Here is a 21,408-nt window from a genome sequence, read left to right as displayed (position 1 = left end):
TCTGGGATCGCTTTGTCCGGATTTCGGTCAACCATGCCCGGTCGATGTTGTCAAACCGAGACCCTTTAAGTGTGGTTTACAGCCCGGGCGTACTTAATAGTTGGCTCCATTGAGCTCGGGTCAATGGGTCACGCACTGTGGGGAGTGCCGACTCACGAGCACACTCGAGGCACTGAAACGATCACCGTCAGGGGTGTCGGTGTATCACGCCAGTGCCTTTCTTGTAGTCAAAAGTGGACTCATGAGGAGGAAACCCATGCGTGGTGCCAAGAGCGCCAAGTGGGTCGCGGGAGCGGCACTCATCGCCCTGGCTGCGACCGCCTGTGGTGGCGGTAGCGACAGCGGCAAGGGCAAGGACGACAGCGGCACGGGTGCTGTCAACGCCAACGGCATCTTCTCCGTCGAGGTCGGCGAGCCGCAGAACCCGCTGCAGCCGGCGAACACGATGGAGTCGAACGGCAGCATCGTCACCGACGCGATCTTCTCGCAGCTGGTCGACTACGACCCGGCCGGCAAGCTCGTAATGGTCAATGCAGAGTCTGTCGACACCAAGGACAGCAAGCTCTGGACCGTCAAGCTCAAGAAGGACTGGAAGTTCCACGACGGAACGCCGGTCACCGCCGAGTCCTACGTCAAGGCGTGGAACTGGGCCGCGAACATCAAGAACGCTCAGACCAACGCGTCCTGGTTCGCCGACATCAAGGGCTTCGCCGACGTCCACCCCGAGGACGAGAAGGCCAAGCCGAAGGCCGACGCCATGTCGGGCCTGAAGGTCGTCGACGACTACACCTTCACCATCGAGCTCAACAACCCGCTGCCGTACTTCTCGTACAAGCTCGGCTACACGGTCTTCTCGCCGCTGCCCGAGTCCTTCTACGCGGACCCGAAGGCCGCCGGTGAGAAGCCGGTCGGCAACGGCGCGTACAAGTTCGTCAGCTGGGACCACAAGAAGCAGATCAAGGTCGTCCGCTACGACGACTACAAGGGTCCCGACAAGGCGAAGAACGGTGGTGTGATCTTCAAGAACTACACCACCCTCGAGACCGCCTACGAGGACCTGAAGTCCGGCAACGTCGACGTGCTGCGCCAGATCGCGCCGAAGGACCTCCCGGTCTACCGGTCCGACCTCGGTGACCGCGCGGTGGACAAGCCGTACTCCGCGATCCAGACGCTCGGTGTCGCCATGTACACCAAGCAGTGGAAGAACACCGACCCGAAGGTCCTGCAGGGCCTGTCGATGGCGATCGACCGCGACACCATCACCAAGACGGTGCTCCAGGGCACCCGCGAGCCGGCCACGGGCTGGGTCGCCAAGGGTGTTCTCGGCTACCAGCCGAACGTCGCGGGTGACGTGACCACGTACAACCCGACGAAGGCCAAGGCTCTCATCAAGGAGGGCGGCGGTGTTCCGGGTAACAAGATCTACATCCAGTTCAACGCCGACGGCGGTCACAAGGAATGGGTCGAGGCTGTCTGCAACAGCATCACCCAGGCGACCGGCGTCGCGTGCGCCGGTGACTCGAAGGCCGACTTCCAGGCCGACCTGAACGCCCGTGACGCCAAGCAGGTCAAGTCGTTCTACCGCGGCGGCTGGGTGCTCGACTACCCGGTGAACGCGAACTTCATCAGCGACCTGTTCCGTACGGGTGCGGCCGGCAACAACGGCTTCTTCTCCAACAAGGACCTCGACAAGAAGATCGCGGCTGCGGACTCCGCCGCCACGCTCGACGAGTCGGTCAAGGGGTACCAGGAGATCGAGAAGGAGCTGGTCAACTTCATGCCGACCATTCCGCTCTGGTACTACAAGGTCAACGCCGGTTACTCGGAGAAGGTCCAGAACGTCCAGTACGCGCAGGACGGCGACCCGATCCTGACTCAGGTTCAGGTCAAGAAGTAACCACCGACGTAGTCCGCGGGCCGGTGCGGGACCGACACTGACATCGGTCCCGGACCAGACTGCACGCCGTGGCCGGGGGGCCCTTTCCCGTCACCGACGACCCCACAGGGGGTCGGTGACGGGGGAGGGCCCGTCGGCTGCCGCTCGCCACTTACATGGAGGCACCATGGGGCGCTATGTCGCACGACGACTGCTCCAGATGATCCCGGTCTTCATCGGGACAACCCTGCTCATCTTCCTGATGGTCTACACACTGCCCGGCGACCCCGTGCGGGGACTCTTCGGAGACAAGGGTGCTGACCCTGCCACCCTGGCCGCCATGCGGCACCAACTGGGGCTGGATCAGCCGATCCTGCAGCAGTACTGGAATTACATGACAGGTATCGTCCTGCATTTTGATTTCGGTAATCAGATAGCCAGCGGTCGTCCGGTCACGGACGTCCTCGGTGACGCGTTCCCCGTCACCCTGCGACTCGCCGGCATGGCGTTCCTCATCGAGATCGTTCTCGGTATCGGCCTCGGCATGGTCGCCGGGCTGCGTGCAGGCCGTCTCGCGGACAACGCGGTCCTGGTCGTCACCCTGCTGATCATCTCGATCCCGGTCTTCGTCCTCGGCTTCATCGTCAAGTCGGTGTTCGCGTTCCAGCTCGGCTGGATCGAACCGAACGTGTCGGGCGAGGCCAAGTGGGACGAGTTGATCGCCCCGGCCATCGTGCTGGGATCACTCTCCCTCGCCTACGTGGCGAGGCTGACGCGTACGACGATGGCCGAGAACCTGCGGTCGGACTACATGCGTACCGCCGTGGCCAAGGGACTTCCCAAGCGCCGCATCGTCGGCGTGCACCTGATGCGCAACTCGCTGATCCCCGTCGTCACCTTCCTCGGTACGGACCTGGGTGCCCTGATGGGTGGCGCGGTCGTGACCGAGGGCCTGTTCAACGTGAAGGGCATCGGCGGCACCATCTACGAGTCGATCGTCCGGCGCGAGGGCACCACCCTGGTGGGCCTGGTCACCGTCCTGGTGCTGGTCTACCTCTTCATGAGCCTGCTCGTCGACCTGCTGTACGCGGTCCTGGACCCGAGGATCCGTTATGCCTGACGTGATCAAGACCGCACCCGCGACCGAAGACCCGAAGACCGCAGTGGCGGAGCCGGTGGCCGTGAAGGCCGAGAAGGCCCGCAGCCTCTGGGGCGACGCGTGGGTCGACCTCCGCTCCAACTGGTACTTCGTCATCTCGTCCGTCCTCATCGTGATCCTGCTCGTGATGACGGTGTTCCCGGGGCTGTTCACCGGCGTCTCGCCCACCTTCAGCGACTTGGCGCACCACTTCCTCGGCAAGCCCGAGCTCGGCAAGGTCGGTTCGGCCGAGTGGCTGGGTTACGACGGCCAGGGCCGCAGTGTCTACGCGCGTGTCATCTACGGCACCCGGGCCTCGGTGACCGTCGGTATCTCCGTCACCTTGCTGGTGACCGTGTTCGGCGGCCTGATCGGCATGGTGGGCGGCTACTTCGGCGGCTGGATCGACGCGCTCCTGTCCGGGTTCACCAACGTCTTCCTCGGACTGCCCTTCCTGCTCGGCGCCATGGTGGTCCTGCAGGCGTTCACCGACCGCACCGTCTGGAGCGTGACCCTCGCCCTCGCGTTCCTCGGCTGGACGCAGATCGCGCGTGTCATGCGCGGTGCCGTGATCACCATCAAGCAGGCGGACTACGTCCAGGCCGCCAGGGCTCTGGGTGCGAGCACGTCCCGGATCCTGTTCAAGCACATCCTGCCGAACGCCATGGCCCCGGTGATCGTCGTCGCGACCATCTCGCTGGGTGTGTACATCTCGGCCGAGGCGACTCTGTCGTACCTGGGTCTGGGGCTCGCCGACCCGGCGATCTCATGGGGTGGCGACATCTCCGCCGGCGCCAGCCAGATCCGGGTCGCGCCGCACATCCTGCTGTACCCGTCGATCATGCTCAGCATCACCGTTCTGGCGTTCATCATGCTCGGCGAAGCCGTCCGCAACGCCCTCGATCCGAAGTCGCGATAAGGAGGGCGTACGTGACTACCATCGACAAGACCGCCGAAGTCCCGTCCCCGCGCTCGGGTGACGACCACGTCGGCCCGCTGCTCGAAGTCCGTGACCTGCACGTGGAGTTCCACACCCGCGACGGTGTGGCCAAGGCCGTCAACGGCGTGAACTACAGCGTGAATGCCGGAGAGACGCTTGCCGTTCTCGGCGAGTCGGGCTCCGGCAAGTCCGTGACGGCGCAGGCCATCATGGGCATCCTCGACATGCCGCCCGGCAAGATCCCGCAGGGCGAGATCCTCTTCCGCGGCCAGGACATGCTGAAGATGTCCTACGAGGAGCGCCGGCAGATCCGTGGCCAGAAGATCGCGATGATCTTCCAGGACGCGCTCTCCTCGCTGAACCCGGTGCTCACCGTCGGCTACCAGCTCGGCGAGATGTTCCGGGTCCACCAGGGTCTGTCCAAGAAGGACGCGCAGGCCAAGGCCATCGACCTGATGGACCAGGTCAAGATCCCGGCCGCCAGGGCCCGGGTCTCGGACTACCCGCACCAGTTCTCCGGCGGTATGCGTCAGCGCATCATGATCGCCATGGCGCTGGCCCTGGAGCCGGACCTGATCATCGCGGACGAGCCGACCACCGCGCTCGACGTGACCGTGCAGGCCCAGGTGATGGACCTCCTCGCGGAGCTCCAGCGCGAGTACAACATGGGTCTCATCCTGATCACCCACGACCTCGGTGTCGTCGCCGACGTCGCGGACAAGATCGCCGTGATGTACGCGGGCCGGATCGTCGAGACCTCCCCGGTCCACGAGATCTACAAGCGCCCGGCACACCCGTACACCAAGGGTCTGCTGGAGTCGATCCCGCGGCTGGACCAGAAGGGCCAGGAGCTCTTCGCGATCAAGGGCCTGCCGCCCAACCTGCTCCGCGTGCCCTCGGGTTGTGCCTTCAACCCGCGCTGCACGATGGCACAGGACATCTGCCGTACGGACATCCCGGCACTGCGCCCGGTGACCGAGCAGGACGGCACCGAGCTGGTCGGCCGCGGCAGCGCCTGCCACTTCTGGAAGGAGACGATCCATGGCTGACATCGACAAGGAGCCCGTGGACGCCACCCCGAACGTCACCGAAGTGGAGACGGTCGACGCGGCCACCGAGGCGGAGGCCGTTGCCGCCATCGAGGCGCCGGTGTCGCAGGGCGAGCCGATCCTCCAGGTCCGCAACCTGGTCAAGCACTTCCCGCTGACCCAGGGAATCCTGTTCAAGAAGCAGGTCGGTGCGGTCAAGGCCGTGGACGGCATCTCGTTCGACCTGTACCAGGGCGAGACGCTCGGCATCGTGGGCGAGTCCGGCTGTGGCAAGTCCACGGTCGCCAAGCTCCTGATGACGCTGGAGCGGGCCACCGCCGGTGAGGTCTTCTACAAGGGCCAGGACATCACCAAGCTGTCCGGCCGTGCGCTGAAGGCCGTACGCCGGAACATCCAGATGGTGTTCCAGGACCCGTACACCTCGCTGAACCCCCGGATGACGGTCGGCGACATCATCGGGGAGACCTTCGAGATCCACCCCGAGGTGGCCCCCAAGGGCGACCGGCGCCGCAAGGTGCAGGACCTCCTGGATGTCGTGGGTCTCAACCCGGAGTACATCAACCGTTATCCGCACCAGTTCTCCGGCGGTCAGCGCCAGCGCATCGGCATCGCCCGCGGCCTCGCGCTCAACCCGGAGATCATCATCTGCGACGAGCCGGTCTCCGCGCTCGACGTGTCGGTGCAGGCGCAGGTCATCAACCTGATGGAGAAGCTGCAGGACGAGTTCAACCTCTCCTACCTCTTCATCGCGCACGACCTGTCGATCGTCCGGCACATCTCGGACCGGGTCGGCGTCATGTACCTCGGCAAGATGGCCGAGATCGGTACGGACACGCAGATCTACGACCACCCGACGCACCCCTACACGCAGGCGCTGCTGTCGGCGGTCCCGGTTCCGGACCCGGAGGCCCGTGAGGGCCGCGAGCGGATCATCCTCACCGGTGACGTCCCGTCGCCGGCGAACCCGCCGTCGGGCTGCCGCTTCCGCACCCGCTGCTGGAAGGCCCAGGACAAGTGCGCGACGGAGGTGCCGCTGCTGGCGATCCCCGAGCGCTTCAAGTCCTCGGACACCCCGGCCGCGCACGAGTCGGCGTGCCACTTCGCCGAGGAGAAGGACGTCGTGCACGCGGCGTAGTGCTGCTCGAAGGCGCAGACACGAAGGCGCCCGGAACCGATCGGTTCCGGGCGCCTTTCCCATGTACCGGGAACCGGGCTCGCAGGTGGCTCGGGTCAATGGGCCGACGTGCTCGGTTCCTCGGGCCGGAGGGGCCCGGTGGACGGCGGACCGATCGGATCCGTCTCCGCCCGGGCCCTCCGGGGCGAGGGCAGGGGTGTCAGCCCCCGGCCTTGGGGTCCTGGGTGTTCTTCCCGGCCGGGCTCGGCGCTCCCTGGGCCGTACGTGCCCGCGGAACGGACGACACGGTGCCGGGGGCCTCCGGGTGATGGCAGGCCGTCAGATGGCCGTCCCGGCTGCCCTCGATGCGTACCAGCGGCGGCGTCTCGCCGGCGCACTTGTCCGTCGCCTTCCAGCAGCGGGTGCGGAACCGGCAGCCCGACGGCGGGTTGACCGGAGACGGCACATCGCCGGTCAACCGGATCCGCTCACGGGCCGGTACGTCGTCGGCAGTCGCCTCGGGCACGGCGGAGAGCAGCGCCTTCGTGTACGGGTGGCGCGGGTTGCCGTACAGATCGTCCCGGTCGGCGATCTCCACGATCCGGCCGAGATACATCACCGCGACGCGCTGAGAGAAGTGGCGTACGACGGCGAGGTCGTGCGCGATGAACAGGAACGCGATGCCCAGTTCCTTCTGCAGCTTCTGGAGCAGGTTCACCACCTGCGCCTGGATCGACACGTCCAGCGCGGAGACCGGCTCGTCGGCGACGATCAGTTTCGGCTCCAGGGCGAGCGCCCGGGCCACCCCGATGCGCTGGCGCTGACCGCCGGAGAATTCGTGCGGGAAGCGGTTGTAGTGCTCCGGGTTGAGCCCCACCGTCTCCAGCAGTTCGCGTACGCGCGCCTCGCGGCCGCCGGCCGGGTCGATGTCGTTGATCTCCATCGGCCCGGCGACGATCTTGCCGACGGTCTGTCGCGGGTTCAGCGAGGCGTAGGGGTCCTGGAAGATCATCTGAATCTCGGAGCGGACCGGAGCCAGCTCGCGCCGCGAGGCATGGGTGATGTCCTGCCCGCGGTACGAGATCTTGCCGCCGGTCGGCTCCAGCAGCCGGGTGACCAGCCGGCCCGTCGTCGACTTGCCGCAGCCGGACTCGCCGACCAGGCCCAGGCTCTCGCCCTCGGAGACCGTGAAGTCCAGTCCGTCCACGGCCTGCACCGCGCCGACGGTCCGCCGGATCGGGAAGCCGCCCCTGATCGGGAAGTGCTTCGTGAGTCCGGCGACGTCCAGGAGGGGATCGGTGCTGCTCATAGTGGGGAAGTCCCGTCTCTTGTACGTCAGTTGGGCCGGGTGCCGGCGAAGTCGGTGAAGAACTCGGTGCGCTGCTCCGCGGTGAGGTGGCAGGCGGCCCCGCGTCCGGCCAGCAGCTCCAGCGGCGGCTGGTCGGTCGCGCAGCGCGCGCCGCCGACCTGCTCGGTGAACGAGCACCGCGGGTGGAACCGGCAGCCGGTCGGCGGGTTGAGGAGGCTCGGAGGGGTGCCGGGGATCGGCGACAGCGGTACGTCGACCGGTCCCTCGAGGGTCGGCATGGACCCCAGCAGGCCCCAGGTGTACGGGTGCTGGGGAGCCCGCAGCACCTCCTTCTTGGTGCCGCGCTCCACACACCGCCCGCCGTACATCACCAGCACGTCGTCCGCGATGTCGGCGATGACGCCGAGGTCGTGGGTGATGAAGATGATCGAGGTGCCGGTCTCCTGCTGGAGCTCCTTGAGCAGGTCGATGATCTGGGCCTGCACGGTGACGTCCAGCGCGGTGGTCGGCTCGTCGGCGATCAGCAGCTCCGGGTTGCAGACCAGCGCCATGGCGATCATCGCGCGCTGGCGCATACCGCCGGAGAACTGGTGCGGATAGTCGTCGACCCGCAGATCGGGCTGCGGGATGCCCACCTTGGTGAGCATCTCGATCGCCCGGGCCCGGCTCTCCCGCTTGGAGGCGCCGGTGTGCTTGCGGTACGTCTCGGAGATCTGCTTCCCGACGCTGTGGTACGGCGAGAGGGAGGCCAGCGCGTCCTGGAAGATCATGGCCATCTTGTTGCCGCGCAGCCGCTCCAGCTCCCGCTCCGAGGCGGTGAGCAGGTCCTGCCCGTCGAGCAGGATCTCCCCCTCGATCTCGGTGTGGTCGGGGTGGTGCAGGCCGAGGATCGTCAGGTTGGTGACGGACTTGCCGGAACCGGACTCGCCGACGATGCCGAGCGTGCGGCCCCGTTCGACGTCGAACGACAGCCCGTCGACGGCCTTGACCATGCCGTCTTCGGTGGAGAAGTGCACGCGCAGATCGCGTACGGAGAGGAAGGGGGTGCTCACTGGATCTCTCCCTAGGCGAGGCGGACGCGTGGATCGATGAGGGCGTAGACGGCGTCGACGATGATGTTGAAGACGACGATCGCTGCCGCCGCGACCAGGACGACGCCGAGCAGCAGCGGCAGGTCGTTGTCGAGCACGGCCTTGATGGAGAGTGCGCCGATGCCGTGCAGTCCGAAGGTCTTCTCGGTGATGATCGCGCCGCCGAGGAGCAGGCCGAGGTCCAGTCCGAAGATGGTGACGATCGGCCCCATGGCGCCCCGCCAGGCGAACCGGAAGAAGACGGTGCGCCGGGACAGGCCCTTGGCGCGTGCCGTGCGCACGTAGTCCTCGCTCAGCGTCTCGACGAGCTGGGAGCGGGCCATGCGTGTGTAGTTGGCGGTGAAGATGAGTGCCAGTACGAACCACGGCAGCAGCAGCCCCTGGAACCAGCCGGCCGGGTCCTCGGTGAACGGGACGTCCTTGGGACGGCTGAGGATGTGCCACTGGTCCGCCAGGTAGTACATGGCGACGACACCGACGATGTAGATCTGCATCGAGGAGAAGATGAGGGAGGCGGAGGAGGCCACCTTGTCGACCGCTTTGCCCTGCCGGACCGCGGCCAGCATGCCGGTGCCCACACCGAAGATCACGAAGATGACGGCGCTGCCCACCGAGAGGGAGAGGGTCGTCGGGAAGCGGTCGATGATCGTGCCCAGGACCGGCTCACGGTTGTGGAAGGAGTACCCGAGGCACGGCGCGGGGCAGTGTCCGAAGGAGGTGTAGTCCCGGCCGACGAAGACGGCTCGCAGCCAGTGCCAGTACTGCACGGGCAGCGGATCCGAGATGCCGAGGTTGCGCTTTACCAGTGCCAGCGTCTCGGGTGTGCACACCTTGCCGCAGGCAACGCGGGCCGGGTCGCGGGGTGCGACGTAGAAGAGGACGAAAGTGATGGCACTGATGATCAGCAGGATGACCAGTGCGCCGATTGCCCGGCGGATGAGGAAGCGGAACATGGCGATGGATTTCCCTGGCAGACGCCGACGAGGGGGAGGGGAGCGGGCGGGGCGCCGCAGGGGCGCCCCGCCTCGGGAGTGTGGGCGTCAGGCCTTCACGAACAGCTTGTAGAAGACGGCCGAGGACCACAGCGGGTGGAACATGGCGCCGCCGACCTTCGAGCCGTACAGATAGAAGCGGCGCTGGAACGTCTCGGGGATGATCGGCGCCTCCTCCGTCATGATCCGCTTGTCCAGCGCGGCCCAGGCCTTGCCGGCCGCGGCCGGGTCGGCGATGGTGACGTTCTTCTTGATCGCCGCGTCGACCCAGTCGACCTTCAGCTGCGAGATGTTGTTGGAGCCGTTGGCGATGGTGCCGCCGTCGAACAGCGGCTGCACCAGGGTGTAGCCGGTCGGCCAGTCCGGGGACCAGCCGAACCACATCACGTCGAACTTGTTGTCGATCTGCTGGACCTGGTCGTAGTAGCTGGTCGAGTCCAGCGGCTTGATGACCGGGTCGAAGCCCGCCGCCTTGAGCGCGTTCTCGATGACGACCTTGGTCTTGTCGTAGGTGTTGCTCTGCGGGAAGGCGTAGACGACCTTCTGGCCCTCCTTGCCCGCCTCCTTCAGCAGCTTCTTGGCCGCCTCGGGGTCGCCCTGCGGCTTCTTCAGCTTGCCGTAGACGTCGTCATGGGCGTAGCCGAGGATGTCCGGGCTGAGGATGGACGTCGCGTAGTCACCGGCCGACGGGCCACCGTAGATCTTGCGGATCTGCTCCAGCGGCCAGGCGTGGATGAGCGCCTGACGCACCTTCAGGTCGGTGATCCGCTTGGTGTTGATGGCGTAGTAGTAGATGCCGGTCAGCAGGCCGTTGAAGGTGCGCTTCTTCAGCTCGGGGTCGGTGAGGACCTTCTGGATGCGCTCGGCCGGGACACCGCTGTACGCCATGATCGCGTACTGGTCGTCGCCGTCGTCGGCGATCATACGGTCCGTCGCCGGGAGCGATTCCGGACCGAACTCGTACACGAAGCTGTCCGGGTAGGCGGTGCGGATCGAGTCCGTGTTCGGGTCCCAGTTCGGGTTGCGCACCAGCGTCATCGACTTGTCGACGGCGTGGCTCTTGATGCGGTACGGACCGCAGGAGACCGGGTCCTTGTCGTACCGCTCCTTGCTGTCGCCCTTGACCGGGACGGCGCCGTAGGAGCTCATCGCGAGGGTGAAGTTGAAGTCCGGACGGGCCTCGGCGAGCTTGAAGGTGATGGTCTTCGCCGCGGCGTCGGTGGCGACCGAGTCGAGGTGCTTGCCGCTGAACGGGCCCTTGTACTTCGACCGGAAGTCGGTGCTGCCCGTCAGCGCGGTCTGGGCGTAGGTGGCGCCCTCGGTGGTGAAGCTGGCGAAGCCGCGCTCGATGCCGTGGCGGACGTCCTCGACGGTGAGCTCCTTGCCGTCCTCCCACTTCAGACCGTCCTTCAGCGTGAAGGTCCAGGTCTTTCCGCCGTCGCCGATGGTGCCGGCGTCGGTGGCGAGGTCACCGACGAGCTTCATCGAGCCGTCAGGCGCGATCTTGTAGCCGGTCAGGCAGCGGATGAAGAGGTCACCGACTGCGGAGTTCCACGAGAAGTAGATGCGCTGCGGGTCGAGGTGGGAGAAGTCGTCCGGGCCGATGCCGCGGATCGTGCCACCCTTCTTCGCCCCCTCGACCTCGGGTGCGGGACCGGTGGAGTCCTCCTTGGTGCCGACGACGACGGCGCCGGTGTACTTGTCGGCGCCGCCGTGCCCGCCACCCTTGTTGCCCTTGCCGGCCGTGCTGCCGCTGCTGCAGGCGGAGAGGACCATCGAGCCACCGGCCGCGACCGACGTGGCGATGACGAAGTTTCTGCGGGAAAGGGACATGGCTTCCTGCCCTGGTCGATGGAGGGAAATGATGGATCCGGCGGGCCCCGTCGCCCGGTCGGAGGAAGTACGGTTCAGCGCTTGGTCTTCGGGTCCAGTGCGTCACGCACCGAGTCGCCCAGGAGGTTGAAGGCGATCACGAAGATCACCATGGTGACGCCGGGGAAGAGCATGAACGTGATGTCGCTCTGGTAGACGTCCGATCCGCGCTGGATCATCACGCCCCAGTCGGGTGTCGGGGAGGTGAGCCCGACACCGAGGAAGGCGAGGCCCGCCTCGGCCGTGACGTATGCGGGCAGCGCGAGCGTCGCCTGGATGAGGATCGGCGTCCAGAGGTTGGGAAGCAGTTCCTTGAAGATGATCCGCGCCGGCGATGCGCCGGTGACCTTGGCCGCCTCGATGAACTCGCGCTCGCGCAGGGCGAGTACCTCGCCGCGCAGCAGACGCGCGATGGACGCCCAGCCGAAGGCGGTCATCACCGAGATGAGACTGACGACGGTCAGCCAGACCGGGGTGTTCTCCTCCGGTGAGACCAGGATCGAGATCATCACCGGCCAGAAGGCGATGAAGAAGAGCGTGGAGGGGAAAGCCAGCAGGATGTCGATGACCCGGCCGACGAGGTAGTCGGTCTTCCCGCCGAGATAGCCCGCCGTGATGCCGATGGCGATTCCGATCGCCGTCACCAGCAGTGTCGTGGCCGCGGCGATGAGCAGCGAGTTACGCATGGCGTAGAGCAGGAACGTGAAGACGTCCCGGCCGAGTCCGGGCTCGATGCCGAACCAGAAGTCGCCGCTGATACCGCCGTTGGGCAGGACCGGGGAGCCGAAGTCGTCGAGCAGGCTCGTGTCGTTCTGGCCGTAGGTCGTGTACGGATCCTTGCCGTACAGCTTGGCGATCAGGGGGGCGCAGAGGGCCACCACGAAGAAGGCGATGACCACGTAGGCCGAAATCATGCCGGTGCGGTCGCGCTTGAAGCGCCGCCAGGCCAACTTCCCCGGCGAACGGCCCTCGCCGCCCTTGGGAGCCGAAGGATCCGGCGTCGGCAACGCCTTCGCATCCACTACCTCAAGAGGAGCGGTTGTGTGCGGGGTTGGAATCGTCATGGTGCTCCTGGCCCGAGGGTCGAAGGACTCCGCAGGGCAACACCTACGGGCTACTCGGACTTTTTCAACGCAATTCACGGAGGGTCAATGAATGTCCGGTTGACTTGAGGCGCTCTTTGGAAGCTTGACGGATACATGACCAATGGTTGCCCTCGGGTTTGCTGTCCCTTGACCTCGTCGAAAGGATGTTCGTCGCATGCGAGGAGGAACCCGGCAATGAGTCCGATATGCGGGCGGCGCTGTCTCGGAATTCGTACATCCACCCAATTGGATGCGCGGGTGATGCGCGTTCGATGCGCGGCTGTTATCACTCCGCTGCTCACCGGAATGCGCCCGCGGCGATCCCGCGGCGCTCGGATGGGTGGTGTAAATGTGCAGAAGGTATGCCATCAGGTGATATTTGACTCCACGTGAGACGGAGCTCGATGAGGAGGCATTCCATGCGCGGAGCCACACAGGCCAAGTGGGCCGCATGTGCCGTGACCGTCGCCCTGGTGGCGACGGCCTGCGGTGGCGGCGGCGGGGGCGGCGGCGGTGGTGGCGGTGGCGGCGCCAATGGGATCGTCAGCTCCTCGTGGGGTGACCCGCAGAACCCGCTGGAGCCCGCCAATACCAACGAGGTGCAGGGCGGGAAGGTCCTCGACATGGTCTTCCGAGGGCTGAAGAAGTACGACCCGAAGACGGGTGCGGCGACGAACATGCTCGCCCAGAAGATCGCGACCACCGACTCGCAGAACTTCACCATCACGGTGAAGGACGGCTGGACCTTCAGCAACGGCGAGAAGATCACCGCGAAGTCCTTCGTGGACGCCTGGAACTACGGCGCCCTGCTGAAGAACAATCAGAAGAACGCCTACTTCTTCGGATACATCGACGGTTACGACAAGGTCCACCCCGACACCGGCAGTGCCGGCGCGGCGAAGCTCTCCGGCCTCAAGATCGTCGACCCGATGACCTTCACGGTGAAGCTGTCGCAGAAGTTCTCGCTCTGGCCCGACACCCTCGGCTACCCGGCCTTCGCCCCACTGCCGCAGAGCTTCTTCACCGACCATGCGGGCTGGCTCGCCAAGCCCGTCGGCAACGGTCCGTACACCATCGACAAGTACACCAAGGGCTCCTCGATGAGCCTGCGCAAGTGGGACAAGTACCCCGGTGACGACAAGGCGCAGAACGGCGGCATCGACCTCAAGGTCTACACCGACAACAACACCGCCTACACCGATCTGATCGCGGGCAACCTCGACCTCGTCGACGACGTACCGGCCTCGCAGCTGAAGAACGTCAAGGCGGACCTCGGCGACCGGTACATCAACACCCCGGCCGGCATCATCCAGACCCTCGCCTTCCCCTTCTACGACAAGAAGTGGGACACCCCCGGCGGCATCAAGGTCCGCCAGGGCCTGTCGATGGCGATCAACCGCGACCAGATCACCGACCAGATCTTCCAGAAGACCCGCACTCCCGCCTCCGACTGGACGTCCCCGGTCCTCGGCGCGGACGGCGGGTTCAAGGAGGGGCTGTGCGGGGCCCCGTGCGAGTACAACGCGGCGGACGCCAAGAAGCTGATCCAGGAGGGCGGCGGCATCCCCGGCGGCCAGCTGAAGATCTCGTACAACGCGGACACCGGCTCGCACAAGGAGTGGGTCGACGCCGTCTGCAACAGCATCAACAAGGCGATGGGGAACAACAAGGCCTGTGTCGGCTCCCCGGTCGGAACGTTCGCCGACTTCCGCAGCCAGGTCTCCCAGCAGAAGCTCACCGGCGCCTGGCGCGCGGGCTGGCAGATGGACTACCCGCTGATCCAGAACTTCCTGCAGCCCCTCTACTACACCAACGCCTCGTCAAACGACGGCAAGTGGAGCAACAAGAAGTTCGATTCCCTGGTCGACAAGGCCAACGCCGAGTCGGACAAGGCCAAGGCCGTCTCCACCTTCCAGGACGCGGAGAAAGTCCTTGCCGAGCAGATGCCCGTGATCCCGCTCTGGTACCAGAACGGCAGCGCCGGCTACTCGGAGCGGATCACCAACGTCGCGCTGAACCAGTTCAGCGTCCCGGTGTACGAGCAGATCAAGGTCAAGTAACCCCGCAGGGCCGGATGGCCGGTGCGCTGTGCCGCACCGGCCATCCGGCTTCCTCATCCCCGCGCCACCGACCCCCGCGACCTCCGGAGTCTTCATGGGACGTTATGTGATCCGGCGGCTGCTGCAGATGATTCCGGTCTTCTTCGGCACCACGCTGCTGATCTTCCTCATGGTGAACGTGATGGGCGACCCCATCGCGGGTCTCTGCGGCGATCGCCAGTGCGATCCTGCGACCGCAGCCCAGCTCCGCTCGGAATTCGGCCTCGATAAGCCGGTCTGGCAGCAGTACGCCACCTACATGGGCAATGTCTTCACCGGCGACTTCGGCACCGCGTTCAACGGCCAGAAGGTCACCGAGCTGATGGGCACCGCCTTCCCCATCACCATCCGGCTCACCATCGTCGCGATCGTCTTCGAGGTCGTCATCGGCATCACCCTCGGCGTCGTCACCGGCCTGCGCCGGGGCCGGCCCGTCGACACCACGGTGCTGATCCTGACCCTGGTCGTCATCTCCATCCCGACCTTCGTCACCGGTCTGCTGCTCCAGCTCCTCCTCGGCGTGGAGTGGGGCGTCATCAAACCCTCCGTCTCCCCGGAGGCGCCGTTCAACGAACTCCTCGTCCCCGGACTCGTCCTCGCCTCGGTCTCCCTGGCGTACGTCACCCGGCTCACCCGGACCTCGATCGCCGAGAACGCCCGCGCCGACTACGTCCGTACCGCCACCGCCAAGGGTCTCCCCAGGCGCCGGGTCGTCCTCCGGCACCTGCTGCGCAACTCGCTGATCCCCGTCGTCACCTTCATCGGTACGGACGTGGGCGCCCTGATGGGCGGGGCGATCGTCACGGAGCGCATCTTCAACATCCACGGCGTCGGCTACCAGCTTTACCAGGGCATCCTGCGCCAGAACTCCCAGACCGTCGTCGGGTTCGTCACCGTCCTGGTCCTCGTCTTCCTGGCGGCCAACCTGATCGTCGACCTCTTGTACGCCGTACTCGACCCGAGGATCCGCTATGCCTGAGCAGACGCCGGACGAAGCGATCTCCCCGGGCGGGGCAGGAGCGGCCATGGATCTCGCCATGGCGCAAGGGGAGACGCTGGAGAAGACACCGGGCGGCCCCGAGGGCACCGGACCGGCCGAGAAGCCCCGCAGTCTCTGGTCCGACGCCTGGCGCGACCTGCGCCGCAACCCGGTTTTCATCATCTCCTCCCTGATCATCCTCTTCCTGGTGATCATCTCGATCTGGCCGTCGCTGATCGCGGACCAGGACCCTCTCAACTGCGACCTGGGCAAGGCTCAGGAGGGCTCCCAGCCCGGCCACCCGTTCGGCTTCGACGGTCAGGGCTGCGACGTCTACACCCGTACCGTCTACGGGGCCAGGACATCGGTCACCGTGGGCGTCTGCTCCACCGTCGGAGTCTCGATCCTCGGCGGCATCCTGGGCGGGCTGGCCGGCTTCTTCGGAGGCTGGTGGGACTCGTTCCTCTCCCGTATCACAGACATCTTCTTCGGCATCCCGGTCGTCCTGGGCGGCCTGGTCTTCCTCTCCGTGGTGACCAGCTCGACCGTCTGGCCGGTGATCGGATTCATCGTGCTGCTGGGCTGGCCGCAGATCGCCCGTATCGCCCGGGGTTCGGTCATCACCGCCAAGCAGAACGACTACGTCCAGGCGGCCCGCGCGCTCGGCGCCTCCAACTCCCGGATGATGGTCCGCCACATCGCCCCCAACGCGGTCGCCCCCGTGATCGTCGTCGCGACCATCGCCCTGGGCACGTACATCTCCCTGGAGGCGACGCTCTCGTTCCTCGGCGTCGGTCTGAAACCGCCGGCAGTCTCCTGGGGCATCGACATCTCGGCCGCCTCCCAGTACATCCGCAACGCCCCGCACATGCTGCTCTGGCCCGCCGGAGCGCTGGCGATCACCGTGCTCGCGTTCATCATGCTCGGCGACGCGGTGCGCGACGCCCTCGACCCCAAGCTGCGCTGAGGAGCCCGTTGCCATGTTGCTCGAAGTGCGCGATCTGCACGTGGAGTTCCACACCCGGGACGGGGTGGCCAAAGCCGTCAACGGCGTCAACTACTCGGTGGCCGAGGGCGAGACGCTCGCCGTCCTCGGCGAGTCCGGCTCCGGAAAGTCGGTCACGGCACAGGCGATCATGGGCATTCTCGACATGCCGCCGGGGAAGATCAGCAGTGGCGAGATCATCTTCAAGGGCCGCGATCTGCTGAAGCTCAAGGCCGACGAGCGCCGGAAGATCCGCGGCCAGGAGATGGCCATGATCTTCCAGGACGCGCTGTCGTCCCTCAACCCCGTGCTCAGCGTGGGGGACCAGCTCGGCGAGATGTTCGTCGTGCACCGAGGGATGTCCCGCAAGGACGCCAGGCTGAAGGCCATCGAGCTGATGGACCGGGTCCGCATCCCGGCCGCGAAGGAACGCGTCGGGAACTACCCGCACCAGTTCTCCGGCGGCATGCGCCAGCGCATCATGATCGCCATGGCGATGGCGCTGGAACCCTCGCTGATCATCGCGGACGAACCCACCACCGCCCTCGATGTGACCGTCCAGGCCCAGGTGATGGACCTGCTCGCCGAGCTCCAGCGCGAGCTCAACATGGGACTCATCCTGATCACCCACGACCTGGGTGTGGTCGCTGACGTCGCCGACTACATCGCCGTGATGTACGCGGGCCGGATCGTGGAGTCGGCCCCCGTCCACGAGATCTACAAGGCGCCTGCCCACCCGTACACCAAGGGCCTCCTCCAGTCGATCCCACGGCTGGACCAGAAGGGCCAGGAGCTGTACGCGATCAAGGGGCTGCCGCCCAACCTGCTGCACATCCCGCCCGGCTGCGCCTTCAACCCGCGTTGCCCGCTGGCCCAGGACATCTGCCGCGGCGAGGTACCGCCGCTGTTCGAGGTGGCCCAGCACCGCGAGAGCGCCTGCTACTTCTGGAAGGAGACGCTCGATGCACGCTGAGCAGGGGAGCGTCCGCACGGGCGGCGAACCCATTCTGGAGGTCCGCGACCTCGTCAAGCACTATCCGCTGACCCAGGGAATCCTGTTCAAGAAGCAGGTCGGTGCGGTCAAGGCGGTCGACGGCGTCTCCTTCCAACTGGCCGCGGGCGAGACCCTCGGCATCGTGGGGGAGTCCGGCTGCGGAAAGTCGACCGTCGCCCGGATGCTCGTCCATCTGGAACAGCCGACGGCCGGCTCGATCAAGTACAAGGGCGAGGACATCACCAAGCTGTCCGGCCGTGCGCTGAAGGCCGTACGCCGGAACATCCAGATGGTGTTCCAGGACCCGTACACCTCGCTGAACCCCCGGATGACGGTCGGCGACATCATCGGGGAGCCCTACGAGATCCACCCCGAGGTGGCACCCAAGAGCGACCGGCGCCGCAAGGTACAGGACCTGCTCGATGTCGTCGGCCTCAACCCGGAGTACATCAACCGCTACCCGCACCAGTTCTCCGGCGGTCAACGCCAGCGCATCGGCATCGCCCGCGGCCTCGCGCTCAACCCGGAGATCATCGTCGCCGACGAGCCGGTCTCCGCGCTCGACGTCTCCGTGCAGGCCCAGGTCATCAACCTGCTCGACCGGCTGCAGGCGGAGTTCAACCTGAGTTACGTCTTCATCGCGCACGACCTGTCCATCGTCCGGCACATCTCCGACCGGGTCGGCGTGATGTATCTGGGCCGATTCGCCGAGATCGGTACGGACGAGCAGATCTACGACCACCCCACGCACCCGTACACCCAGGCGCTGCTGTCGGCGGTGCCGGTGCCCGACCCGATGGCGCGCGAGCACCGGGAGCGGATCATCCTGCACGGCGACGTGCCGTCGCCGGCCAACCCGCCGTCCGGCTGCCGCTTCCGCACCCGCTGCTGGAAGGCCCAGGAGCGGTGCGCACTGGAGGTGCCGCTGCTCGCGGTCCCCGCGGTCTTCCGGCTGACGGACACCCCGGCCCATCACGACTCGGCGTGCCACTTCGCCGAGGAGAAGCAGGTGGTGCCGCCTGCCGAGGAGCCCGCCGACGAGCCCGCCGAGGAGCTGGATGGGCCGGGGGAGGGGCCCGAAGAGCCCGAAGAGCCGGGGGAGCCCGGCACCGGCCCCCGCATTCGTTAACGCATGGGCAACTCGGCTGTCGCACGTCCGATATACGAACGCGCCAGCATGAACGGCGTACGGCCGTGCGGGTGCCGTGAACCGGCCGGGAGGACCTTCAAGTCCCCCCGGCCGGTTGCCCGTTGACCACGCTCTCGGTGGCGTCGGACCGAGCGGCCGGAACTACTCGCTCAGCCCCAGCGACCGCTTCAGGAAGTCCACCTGCAGCAGGAGCAGATTCTCCGCGACCTGCTCCTGCGGAGTCATGTGCGTCACCCCGCTGAGCGGCAGCACCTCATGCGGCCGCCCGGCCGAGAGCAGCGCCGACGACAGCCGCAGGGAGTGCGCGACCACCACGTTGTCGTCCGCCAGGCCGTGGATGATCATCATCGGCCGGACCTGGTCCGCGGCCTCGGACAGCCCCTCGTCGGTGAGCAATGAGTTGTACGCGTACACCTCGGGCTGGGTCGTCGGGTCCCCGAGATAGCGCTCGGTGTAGTGGGTGTCGTACAGCCGCTGGTCGGTCACCGGAGCACCCACGACCGCCGCGTGGAAGACGTCGGGCCGCCGCAGTACGGCCATGCCCGCGAGATATCCGCCGTACGACCAGCCGCGGATCGCCACCTTGGAGAGATCCAGCGGGAACCTTTCGGCGAGTGCGTGCACCGCCTCCACCTGGTCGTCCAGGGTGAGGACCAGGTTGTCCCTGATCGCCTTCTCCCAGGCGGGGGAACGCCCCGGAGAGCCGCGGCCGTCCGCGACGACCACCGCGAAGCCCTGGTCGGCGAACCACTGCGAGGTGAGGTGCGGATTGTGCGCGGCGACGACCCGCCGGCCGTGCGGTCCACCGTACGGATCCATCAGGACGGGAAGCGGACCGTCCGACTCCTGATAGTCGGTGGGGAGCAGCACGGCGCACGGAATCCGGTGTGCGCCCCCCTCGGTGAGCTGCACCCGCGGCGACAGAACCGGCTCCTCCGCACATGTCGCGACCGTGGCGATCTGCTTGCCGTCCCGCAGCACCCGCACCGCGGCGCCGGGCCGCTCCAGCGAGGTGGAGACCAGCACGGTCACCCCGCCCGCCCGGACCGCCGAGTGAACTCCCGCCCCCTCGGAGACCCGCTCCACGCCCAGCTCGTTGACCCGGTACACATGGCTCTCGCCGATCTCCGGCTCCGCGGCCTCCTCGCCCGCCGACGCCGTCACCAGGACATCCGATTCACCGATGTCCAGGACCGCCAGGATCTGCAACTGCGCCCCGGTCAGCGGCCGGTCGCCGACCGAGAGCACCCGCGCCCCGCCCTCGTCCACGATCCGCACCAGCCGCCCGTCCGGCGCCCACGCGGGCACTCCGGCGAAGAGGTCCAGCCACACCGGGTCCTCGTCGACATGGACCGTCCGCGTCGTACCGCTCTCCGGGTCCACCGCGAGGAAGAGCTGGCTGCGCTGGTCGCGAGCCTGGACAAGGATCAGCGGGGCACCCTGGGACGACCAGTGCACCTGTGCCAGGTACGGATGGCGCGACCGGTCCCACACCACTTCGGTACGGGTGCCGTCCAGCCCCAGCACCAGGAGCCGCACGTCGGCGTTGGGTGTCCCCGCCGCCGGGTACGCCACCTCGGCGGGCTTGCGGTCCGGGTGTGCCGGATCGGCGATCCACCACCGCTTCACCGCGCTGTCGTCGACCCTGGCGACCAGCAGCCGGTCCGACTCCGGCGACCACCAGAACCCGCGCGAGCGCTGCATCTCCTCGGCCGCGATGAACTCCGCGAGACCGTACGAGATGTGCGCGTCCTCCGGCTCCGCGAGCGCCCGGTCCCCGTCGCCCTCCGCCCCCACGACCCGCAGTGCGCCTTTCGACACGTACGCGACGTGGCGCCCGTCGGGCGACGGCCGGGGGTCGAGCACCGGACCGGGTACCGGCAGCGCGCGCGTCGAACCGGCCCGCAACTCGGCGACGTACACCTTCCCGGAGAGCGCGAACGCCGCCAACTCGGCCGCCGAGTCCACCGCGTAGCCGACGATCCCCGAGGACCCCTCACGGCTCCGCTCGCGCCGCGCCCGCTCCTGCGCCGACAGCTTCTCCGCCGAACCGCCCAGCAGCGTCCCGGGGTCGGCGACGACCCGCTCGTTCGGCGTGCCGTCGGCCGCCAGGTCCAGCACCCAGAGCTTGTTGGACCGGTCCGTGCCGGAGGCCGACCGCAGGAAGATCACCCGCTCCCCGTCCGGCGAGACGGTGAACGCACGGGGAGCGCCGAGGGTGAACCGCTGAGTCCTGGCGTGCTGTCGGGGAAACGAAAGCTTCTGCAAGGTCATAACCCCGAACCCTAGGGCCTGATGGGGCGTCGGTCCCCGGACCCGGCAGAGCACCCGACCACTCGGTCGTGCGCCCCTCGTGCTGCTGTGCCCCGATCAATGCGGGGCCACGGATAGTTATGATCCGTAGCGCTCGGTGGGTAAGAACCTGCTGGCTCCATGCGTGCTGCCTGTCCCCGACCGTACTGATGGAGGTGAACCGCCGTGGCACTCTCGATTTCGGCGGTGGTGCTGCTGGCGATCGTCGTCTTCCTGCTGATCCGGAAATCCGGACTGAAGGGCGGACATGCGGTGGTCTGCATGCTGCTCGGTTTCTATCTCGCCAGTTCGTCCATTGCGCCCACCATCTCGGAACTGACCACGAATGTGGCCGGCATGATCGGGGGCATCAAGTTCTGACCCGGGGCCCGGGCCGCCCGCCACGGTCGGACCGTGGGCCGGCCGGCTCGTAGGGTGGGTCC

Annotated in this window: 17 protein-coding genes; 11 read left to right on the top strand and 6 right to left on the bottom strand. The window is 67.0% G+C overall.

The features are described from left to right. Positions 1–256 precede the first annotated feature (256 nt). The 5 genes from OHB49_RS16355 to OHB49_RS16335 all read left to right on the top strand — a co-directional run bounded on the left by OHB49_RS16355 (position 257) and on the right by OHB49_RS16335 (position 6,138). The gene (locus OHB49_RS16355) at positions 257–1,897 is read left to right on the top strand and encodes a peptide ABC transporter substrate-binding protein (RefSeq protein WP_030969491.1); all 1,641 of its coding nucleotides are present in this window, start codon (positions 257–259) and stop codon (positions 1,895–1,897) included. A 166-nt stretch (positions 1,898–2,063) separates the two neighbouring features. Continuing rightward, positions 2,064–2,996 carry an ABC transporter permease gene (locus OHB49_RS16350; RefSeq protein WP_030969492.1) on the top strand — a complete coding sequence of 311 codons (933 nt, stop codon included), beginning with the start codon at positions 2,064–2,066 and terminating at the stop codon, positions 2,994–2,996. Beyond that, positions 2,989–3,933 (top strand): ABC transporter permease, encoded by a 945-nt coding sequence (locus OHB49_RS16345; RefSeq protein ID WP_030969494.1) that lies wholly within the window; start codon positions 2,989–2,991, stop codon positions 3,931–3,933. Before OHB49_RS16350 ends, OHB49_RS16345 begins: the two co-directional genes overlap by 8 nt. 11 nt (positions 3,934–3,944) lie before the next feature. After that, entirely contained in the window at positions 3,945–5,003 is a 1,059-nt protein-coding gene (locus OHB49_RS16340; protein ID WP_030969497.1) for an ABC transporter ATP-binding protein, read from the top strand. Further along, on the top strand, positions 4,996–6,138 hold the full coding sequence (locus tag OHB49_RS16335) for an ABC transporter ATP-binding protein (protein WP_030969499.1): 1,143 nt from the start codon (positions 4,996–4,998) through the stop codon (positions 6,136–6,138). Before OHB49_RS16340 ends, OHB49_RS16335 begins: the two co-directional genes overlap by 8 nt. Before the next feature lie 199 nt (positions 6,139–6,337). Here OHB49_RS16335 and OHB49_RS16330 read toward each other — a convergent pair whose 3' ends face one another. The 5 genes from OHB49_RS16330 to OHB49_RS16310 form a co-directional block, all read right to left on the bottom strand. After that, positions 6,338–7,426 carry an ABC transporter ATP-binding protein gene (locus OHB49_RS16330; protein WP_329161110.1) on the bottom strand — a complete coding sequence of 363 codons (1,089 nt, stop codon included), beginning with the start codon at positions 7,424–7,426 and terminating at the stop codon, positions 6,338–6,340. Between the two features lie 26 nt (positions 7,427–7,452). After that, positions 7,453–8,418 carry an ABC transporter ATP-binding protein gene (locus OHB49_RS16325; protein WP_329166498.1) on the bottom strand — a complete coding sequence of 322 codons (966 nt, stop codon included), beginning with the start codon at positions 8,416–8,418 and terminating at the stop codon, positions 7,453–7,455. 71 nt (positions 8,419–8,489) lie between these two features. Then, positions 8,490–9,470 (bottom strand): ABC transporter permease, encoded by a 981-nt coding sequence (locus OHB49_RS16320; RefSeq protein WP_329161108.1) that lies wholly within the window; start codon positions 9,468–9,470, stop codon positions 8,490–8,492. A gap of 87 nt (positions 9,471–9,557) precedes the next feature. Next, positions 9,558–11,342: an ABC transporter substrate-binding protein gene (locus OHB49_RS16315; protein WP_329161107.1), complete on the bottom strand. Its 1,785-nt coding sequence runs from the start codon at positions 11,340–11,342 to the stop codon at positions 9,558–9,560. A 74-nt stretch (positions 11,343–11,416) separates the two neighbouring features. After that, the gene (locus OHB49_RS16310) at positions 11,417–12,445 is read right to left on the bottom strand and encodes an ABC transporter permease (RefSeq protein ID WP_313939015.1); all 1,029 of its coding nucleotides are present in this window, start codon (positions 12,443–12,445) and stop codon (positions 11,417–11,419) included. A gap of 440 nt (positions 12,446–12,885) precedes the next feature. Here OHB49_RS16310 and OHB49_RS16305 point away from each other — a divergent pair, with 440 nt between their 5' ends. From OHB49_RS16305 to OHB49_RS16285, 5 genes are all read left to right on the top strand, one after another. After that, complete coding sequence (locus tag OHB49_RS16305; protein WP_329161105.1) at positions 12,886–14,526, top strand: peptide ABC transporter substrate-binding protein; 1,641 nt, start codon at positions 12,886–12,888, stop codon at positions 14,524–14,526. 94 nt (positions 14,527–14,620) lie between these two features. Further along, on the top strand, positions 14,621–15,544 hold the full coding sequence (locus OHB49_RS16300; protein WP_030969514.1) for an ABC transporter permease: 924 nt from the start codon (positions 14,621–14,623) through the stop codon (positions 15,542–15,544). Beyond that, positions 15,537–16,511 (top strand): ABC transporter permease, encoded by a 975-nt coding sequence (locus OHB49_RS16295; protein ID WP_030969516.1) that lies wholly within the window; start codon positions 15,537–15,539, stop codon positions 16,509–16,511. Before OHB49_RS16300 ends, OHB49_RS16295 begins: the two co-directional genes overlap by 8 nt. Positions 16,512–16,524: 13 nt before the next feature. Then, complete coding sequence (locus tag OHB49_RS16290) at positions 16,525–17,502, top strand: ABC transporter ATP-binding protein (RefSeq protein WP_329161102.1); 978 nt, start codon at positions 16,525–16,527, stop codon at positions 17,500–17,502. Continuing rightward, entirely contained in the window at positions 17,492–18,652 is a 1,161-nt protein-coding gene (locus OHB49_RS16285; RefSeq protein WP_329161101.1) for an ABC transporter ATP-binding protein, read from the top strand. The genes OHB49_RS16290 and OHB49_RS16285 overlap by 11 nt, the downstream gene beginning before the upstream one ends. A 162-nt stretch (positions 18,653–18,814) precedes the next feature. Here OHB49_RS16285 and OHB49_RS16280 read toward each other — a convergent pair whose 3' ends face one another. Then, positions 18,815–20,947, bottom strand: coding sequence for a S9 family peptidase (locus tag OHB49_RS16280; RefSeq protein ID WP_329161098.1), 2,133 nt, complete (start codon positions 20,945–20,947; stop codon positions 18,815–18,817). Between the two features lie 204 nt (positions 20,948–21,151). On the opposite strand from OHB49_RS16280, the gene OHB49_RS16275 reads away from it, so the two are divergent. Next, the gene (locus OHB49_RS16275; RefSeq protein ID WP_030915260.1) at positions 21,152–21,346 is read left to right on the top strand and encodes a hypothetical protein; all 195 of its coding nucleotides are present in this window, start codon (positions 21,152–21,154) and stop codon (positions 21,344–21,346) included. The last annotated feature ends 62 nt before the right edge of the window (positions 21,347–21,408 follow it).

This window comes from Streptomyces sp. NBC_01717 (assembly GCF_036248255.1).
Taxonomy (GTDB): Bacteria; Actinomycetota; Actinomycetes; order Streptomycetales; family Streptomycetaceae; genus Streptomyces.
Note: the sequence above shows the minus strand (reverse complement) of the source record. Positions and strands in the feature narration are given on the sequence as shown.

Coding starts and splice junctions, on each gene's coding strand:
- OHB49_RS16315 (WP_329161107.1), bottom strand. CDS start 11,342: ATGTCCCTTTCCCGCAGAAACTTCGTCATCGCCACGTCGGTCGCGGCC.
- OHB49_RS16310 (WP_313939015.1), bottom strand. CDS start 12,445: ATGACGATTCCAACCCCGCACACAACCGCTCCTCTTGAGGTAGTGGAT.
- OHB49_RS16350 (WP_030969492.1), top strand. CDS start 2,064: ATGGGGCGCTATGTCGCACGACGACTGCTCCAGATGATCCCGGTCTTC.
- OHB49_RS16335 (WP_030969499.1), top strand. CDS start 4,996: ATGGCTGACATCGACAAGGAGCCCGTGGACGCCACCCCGAACGTCACC.
- OHB49_RS16295 (WP_030969516.1), top strand. CDS start 15,537: ATGCCTGAGCAGACGCCGGACGAAGCGATCTCCCCGGGCGGGGCAGGA.
- OHB49_RS16320 (WP_329161108.1), bottom strand. CDS start 9,470: ATGTTCCGCTTCCTCATCCGCCGGGCAATCGGCGCACTGGTCATCCTG.
- OHB49_RS16345 (WP_030969494.1), top strand. CDS start 2,989: ATGCCTGACGTGATCAAGACCGCACCCGCGACCGAAGACCCGAAGACC.
- OHB49_RS16300 (WP_030969514.1), top strand. CDS start 14,621: ATGGGACGTTATGTGATCCGGCGGCTGCTGCAGATGATTCCGGTCTTC.
- OHB49_RS16330 (WP_329161110.1), bottom strand. CDS start 7,426: ATGAGCAGCACCGATCCCCTCCTGGACGTCGCCGGACTCACGAAGCAC.
- OHB49_RS16280 (WP_329161098.1), bottom strand. CDS start 20,947: ATGACCTTGCAGAAGCTTTCGTTTCCCCGACAGCACGCCAGGACTCAG.
- OHB49_RS16355 (WP_030969491.1), top strand. CDS start 257: ATGCGTGGTGCCAAGAGCGCCAAGTGGGTCGCGGGAGCGGCACTCATC.
- OHB49_RS16325 (WP_329166498.1), bottom strand. CDS start 8,418: ATGGTCAAGGCCGTCGACGGGCTGTCGTTCGACGTCGAACGGGGCCGC.
- OHB49_RS16285 (WP_329161101.1), top strand. CDS start 17,492: ATGCACGCTGAGCAGGGGAGCGTCCGCACGGGCGGCGAACCCATTCTG.
- OHB49_RS16290 (WP_329161102.1), top strand. CDS start 16,525: ATGTTGCTCGAAGTGCGCGATCTGCACGTGGAGTTCCACACCCGGGAC.
- OHB49_RS16305 (WP_329161105.1), top strand. CDS start 12,886: ATGCGCGGAGCCACACAGGCCAAGTGGGCCGCATGTGCCGTGACCGTC.